Consider the following 5,292-nt stretch of genomic DNA (forward strand, 5'->3'; position numbering starts at 1 on the left):
GTAGAACTGTTCACTCCGCCGACTGCGTTTGCAAGCGCCGAAAGCCCGGGGGTGTTTGCAGTGATGGTCGTCATTTTTCTACCCGTAGTTATTTCAATTTATTCTGAATTTGGAGATTGGCAAGGCAGCCGCTTGGATAATAGGTCAATACAACCGGAGAATTCGCGACATCATACTCGCCACTTTGATAGGCTTCTTGAAATCGATAGCCAATCGGCCATGGTGGCGATGTTTCTCCGTTCCACCACTGGTCCGATGACATGAAGATCTTACCCTCTCCGAATTTTCTATTAATTAGGTCATGAGAGATGCAGACATTCTCGGTGTTGATTCCTACAAACAAAACAACCCTTCGCCCGAGTGTCGAGTTGGACTCAACCGGCATTCGATATTCGATATTTTTTATTTGACTGTACTTCTTGCTTGATATATCGGTTCTAATTTGCGAGTTTTGGGAATTTGTATCAAACGATGCGATATTGTGATCGTAGGTCAATCCGAGTAAATTTGAAAATTTATCGATATCCAAAATAATTTCTGGATTTTCAAATAGATTGACTAACTTTCCCACCAGGATCTCTGATCCCTTTGTTAGGGGGATTTTTTCAAATTCGACGCGTTGATCTGCGATGCGCGACCCTTCTGGATTACCAACATCAGTGTCAGCATAGCACTTCGCCTGAACTGACAAACTTTGTGCAAGAAAGATGGTGATGCATATGAAAATTCGTTTCATTTGAGATTGGCGCGAAGCATTACATTCTCTTCTCGTTGCGAGTGATGCTGATCGCCTCTTTCCAGGGGCGTTGTTGGCGTGTCGGGCTATTTGGTTTTTCACAATAATTCCCCGTCTATTTCGCTTCAAAGTATTTTAAATCTCGCTCGGTGGCGGAGCTTTGTATTTTGTGAATTCTTGCCAGATAGTGTTTGCCGCCAACAAACTCTGCTTTTTGTGGATGATGTGGCTTGATCTTGATCGGGGCCCCAAAAGGAAGCTGGGTCGACATCCGGAGAACTAGTCATTTATTTTTCATACCAATCTATCAGCTCGAGTTGGTGGTGACAATGTTCTAACATGAAATATTATGAAATATTTACATTACCGAATATTACGGATTGGAAACTGTAGAGAATGCGTGCGCGTATTGAAAGCAAGCGCACAAGAAATCGGAATGTTTTACTTGAATTTCAAGGGTGTCGATGACTCCGGCCTCCCGAACAACAATTCGGCCAGCTTCACCCTTTGGGTCTACTTGAGTGCATCGCCGCCGGTTTCCGGAGCAGAGGAGATCGTTACCGACTATCGTGCAATAGGTTTCACGCCCGGCCGGCATCCGGTGGCGCTGCTACGCGGTCGATTTGCGTTCGATCGCCTGCAGCCCGTCGAGCAGCTGGCTACGCTGCGCAGCGGAAAGCTCGCCCGCGCTTGCGGACCTCGACTCGTCACGGTAAGAGAGCGGCCAGGCACGGCGAATGGCGTCCTGTCCATGACGCTTGAGGATGAGACCGGCCAGGTGAATGTGATCCTCTGGGCCAGGCCTGCTCGCGAAGTTTCGGAAGGAAGCGCTCGGCGCCGCGCTGCTCGCTGTCTATGGCGTGGGACTGTAGTGGTCAACTAATCCCGGACACTGCGTTAAGTTTTTCTTCCGCAACCGCCGGCGCCAGTCCGTCATTGAACTGATGCGGCCGTATCCAGTTGTACCGGTGCATCAGGTAGTGGCTGATGTCCCGGTGTGCCTCCTGCGCCGACATGTAGCCCACTGACGGTAGCCATTCGGTCTTGAAGCTGCGGAACAGCCTCTCCATCGGGGAGTTGACGCTCCTATGTCAAGCGGAGGCGGTCGAATCGGCCAGATCGGCCAGAATGAGCGGGTACAACTCCCGGACGATATAGCGCTTCAGGCAGCGGTAGATTTCCTTGTTGGACATGCCTTCCTTCGTCCTGCGTTCGACATAGGCGCGGGTGCCCTAAGCAACACGCGCGGTAGATCACGGACCATAACAAGCCAGCCTGTTTCAGCGCGGTCAGTCGCTCCCGCCGGACATGCGACACCACCGTTGCATTGCCGATGAACATCCACGCCGCGTCAATCAACGCCTGTTTTGCCGCGCTGCGTCGACTCAGGTAGATCACGCCAGCAACCGGCTCAGTGCAGACGGAAGCGATGGTCCAGCCCAGGTGCGTCAGGCCGACGCGGCAGCACACGCCGAAGATCGCGTTTGTCGCGAAGCCGGCCGACTACGTCGCGTCGAGCGGCAAGCGCGTGAACGCGGGTGACGTCGACCTGCTGGTGCGCGCGATGTCGATGGGCAAGCTGCACTACGCGATGATGGGCATGGCGGCGGTCGCGATTGGCACCGCCGCGGCGATCCCCGGCACGCTCGTCAACCTGGCGGCGGGCGGCGGCGAACGCAACGCGGTGCGCTTCGGGCATCCGTCGGGCACGCTGCGCGTCGGCGCGGAAGCGCAGCTCGAGAACGGCGAGTGGACCGTCACCAAGGCGATCATGAGCCGCAGTGCGCGCGTGCTGATGGAGGGCTGGGTGAGGGTGCCGGGGGATGCGTTCTGATCGTTGCCGGACGTATCGGCGCAGATGCGGGCGGCTTCGGCCGCCCGTGTCGTTTTCGTCATCCGTGCAGGAACCGGCGCAGTGCATCGTGGCTGAGGCGACGCGCCGTTTCTGACACGCGTGCGCCGGGCACGATGTCGAAACCGTGCACGCCGCCGGGCAGCACGTGCAGTTCGGTCGGCACGCCCGCGCGGAGCAGGCGTTGCGCATAGTCGAGATTTTCGTCGAGGAACAGGTCGAGCGAGCCGACCGACAGGAACGCGGGCGGCAGGCCGTCGAGCCGTGTGGCGCGTGCCGCGGCCGCATACGGCGACACGCCGTCGGTGCCCGGCGCGTGACCGAGCAACGCGCTCCAGCCGAACCGGTTGTTGTCCGCATGCCAGACGAACTCGCCGGCATGCGGATGCGGCGCGCGCGTGCAGGTGCGATCGTCGAGCATCGGATAGATCAGGTGCTGGAACGCGAGCCGGTATTCGCCGCGGTCGCGTGCCAGCAGCGCCAGCGCGGCGGCGAGCCCGCCGCCCGCGCTCTCGCCTGCCACGCCGATCCGCGCCGCGTCGATGCCGAGTGCATCGGCGTGGCGGAAGCCCCACGCGAGCGCCGCGTAGCAGTCCTCGATTGCGCCGGGAAACTCGGTTTCCGGCGCGAGGCGGTAGTCGATCGAGATCAGCGCGCAGCCGAGCTGCGTCACGAGCAACCGGTGTACCGCCTCGAGATCCTTTGCCGCGCCGCGCACGTAGCCGCCGCCGTGCATGTGGACGATCGCCGGGAGCGGGCGTGCGCCGGCCTCGGGCAGATAGACGAGGACCGGGACGTCCGGCGCGCCGGCGGGGCCGGGCACCGTGCGGCGTTCGAGTGTGCTGCCGGCGAGGTCGGGCGGTGGCAGCGGCAGCACGCGTTCGCGCGACTGCGCGAGGTTGTCGGCGCTGAGCGTGACGGTCGGCCAGGCCGCGAGCAGCGGGCGGATTTCAGGATCGACGAGATGCAGGGTGTCCAACGCGTAGCTCCATCGTGAAGGTGGGCGGTGCGCCGTGGTCAGAGCGCGCTGCGCGCGATGACCCAGCGGTGCACCTCGGTAGGGCCTTCGAAGATGCGCATCAGCCGCGCTTCGCTGGCCATCTGCTGCAACGGCATTTCCTTCGTCATGCCCATCGCGCCGAGCGCCTGCATTGCATGATCGATGACGCTCGATGCCATCTCGGTCGCGAACACCTTGACCATCGAGATCTGCGTGCGTGCATCCTGCCCGGCGTCCACGCGCGCGGCCGCTTCGTAGGTCATGAGGCGGCATGCGTGGATCTGCGTCAGCGCGTCGGCGACCCACCACTGGACCGCCTGGCGCTCCGCGAGCGGCACGCCGAAGGTCTTGCGCTGTTTCGCATGGTCGCACAGCATCGCAATCGCGCGCTCGGCGCGGCCGATGCACCACGCGGCCATCTCCAGCCGCCGGTTCGAGAGCCGTGCCTGCATCGGTACGAAGCCGGCGCCTTCCCGGCCCAGCAGTTGCGCAGCGGGAATGCGGCAGTCCTCCAGCACGATTTCGTAGGTCGACAGCCCGCCGATCATCGGAATCCGGCGTTCGATGACGAAACCCGGCGTGCCGCGGTCGACGATGAATGCCGACATGCCGCCCCGCTTGCCCTTGCTTCGATCGGTCAGCGCCATCACGATCGTCCAGTCGGCTTCGGTAGCGTGGCTGATCCAGATTTTCCGTCCGTTCAGCACCCAGTCGTCTCCGTCGCGCACCGCGGTCGTCGACAGCGCGCCCGGATCCGAGCCTGCGCCCGGCTCGGAGATCGCCATCGCGGCGCGCGTGACCCCGCTTGCGTATGGCTCGAGATAGTGCGCGCGCTGCGCATCGTCGGCCGCGTCGCACAGCATCCGCAGGTTCGGCGAGTCGGGCGGCAGGATATACGGGGTGACGGTTGTGCCGATCGCCTCGTTGATGCCGACCATCGCGACGGCCGGCAGATCCGAGCCGCCGGCGTCGAGCGGCGCATCGAGTCCCCACAGGCCGAGCTGCCGGGAGCGTTCATCGAGGTGTGCGCGTTCGTCGGCGAGCAGCCCGAAGTGCTGGCCGTCGGCTTCGCGCGCCATGACGGCTGCTTCGAGCGGAATCAGTTCGTCCTTCACGAAACGTGCGACGAGGTCCCGGATCATCCGGTGTTCGAGTTCGAGTTCGAAATTCATGACGATAGGTCGGTGTGGGAGAAGAGCGGGTTGCGCCGTCAGCCGGCGTTTGCCCGCGACGCTGCGCGGGCGCGCAGCGTGCCGAGCAATGCGAGTGCGCCGGCCGCGAGCAGCGCGGCATTGAAATAGAGTCCGCCGCGCATCGAACCGGTGACCGTGTTGAGCACGCCCATCAGGAACGGGCTCGCGAACCCGCCGATCGCGCCGGACATCGTGATCGCCGCGATCGCGACCGCCATCGAGCGTTTCGGCAGCGCGAGCCCCGGCAGCACCCAGAACGCGGGCAGCGTCGCGGCGTGCGCGGCGACCGCGATGCAGAGCGCGATCATGAGCTGCGATGTGCCGCCGACGCTTGCCGGGCTGGCAAGCGATGCCGCGCACGCGAGCATCGCGACTGCGCCGTGCCCGCGCCATTCCCCCCGGCCCCCCGTGCCCCAGCCCATCCCCCGCATGCCGACGCTGCCCCCCAGGTAGGGCAGCCCGGACAGCAGCCCGCCCTCCACCGCCCCGTCCCGCCCGCCGCCCTTCAGGA

3 protein-coding genes and 5 pseudogenes are annotated in these 5,292 nt (G+C 62.4%); 2 read left to right on the forward strand and 6 right to left on the reverse strand.

From position 1 onward, the window contains the following. Nucleotides 1–88: 88 nt before the first annotated feature. Nucleotides 89–736, reverse strand: coding sequence for a hypothetical protein (locus J7024_RS36110; RefSeq protein ID WP_234745978.1), 648 nt, complete (start codon nucleotides 734–736; stop codon nucleotides 89–91). Nucleotides 737–1,280: 544 nt separating this feature from the next. On the opposite strand from J7024_RS36110, the pseudogene J7024_RS36115 reads away from it, so the two are divergent. Further along, a pseudogene (locus J7024_RS36115) lies at nucleotides 1,281–1,608 on the forward strand (hypothetical protein); the annotation flags it as partial. 3 nt (nucleotides 1,609–1,611) lie between these two features. Here J7024_RS36115 and J7024_RS36120 read toward each other — a convergent pair. Both J7024_RS36120 and J7024_RS37605 read right to left on the reverse strand, forming a co-directional pair. Continuing rightward, nucleotides 1,612–1,815: pseudogene (locus tag J7024_RS36120) on the reverse strand (integrase core domain-containing protein); the annotation flags it as partial. Between the two features lie 12 nt (nucleotides 1,816–1,827). Then, nucleotides 1,828–1,965: pseudogene (locus J7024_RS37605) on the reverse strand (IS110 family transposase); the annotation flags it as partial. A gap of 227 nt (nucleotides 1,966–2,192) precedes the next feature. Here J7024_RS37605 and J7024_RS36125 point away from each other — a divergent pair. Then, nucleotides 2,193–2,570: pseudogene (locus J7024_RS36125) on the forward strand (PrpF domain-containing protein); the annotation flags it as partial. Nucleotides 2,571–2,628: 58 nt separating this feature from the next. On the opposite strand, the gene J7024_RS36130 reads toward J7024_RS36125, so the two are convergent. From J7024_RS36130 to J7024_RS36140, 3 genes and pseudogenes are all read right to left on the reverse strand, one after another. Further along, the gene (locus J7024_RS36130) at nucleotides 2,629–3,567 is read right to left on the reverse strand and encodes an alpha/beta hydrolase (protein ID WP_234745979.1); all 939 of its coding nucleotides are present in this window, start codon (nucleotides 3,565–3,567) and stop codon (nucleotides 2,629–2,631) included. Nucleotides 3,568–3,605: 38 nt separating this feature from the next. Then, on the reverse strand, nucleotides 3,606–4,760 hold the full coding sequence (locus tag J7024_RS36135; protein ID WP_234745980.1) for an acyl-CoA dehydrogenase family protein: 1,155 nt from the start codon (nucleotides 4,758–4,760) through the stop codon (nucleotides 3,606–3,608). 38 nt (nucleotides 4,761–4,798) lie between these two features. Further along, nucleotides 4,799–5,292: pseudogene (locus tag J7024_RS36140) on the reverse strand (MFS transporter); the annotation flags it as partial.

It is taken from the genome of Burkholderia sp. WTPI3 (genome assembly GCF_021483755.1).
GTDB lineage: Bacteria > Pseudomonadota > Gammaproteobacteria > Burkholderiales > Burkholderiaceae > Burkholderia.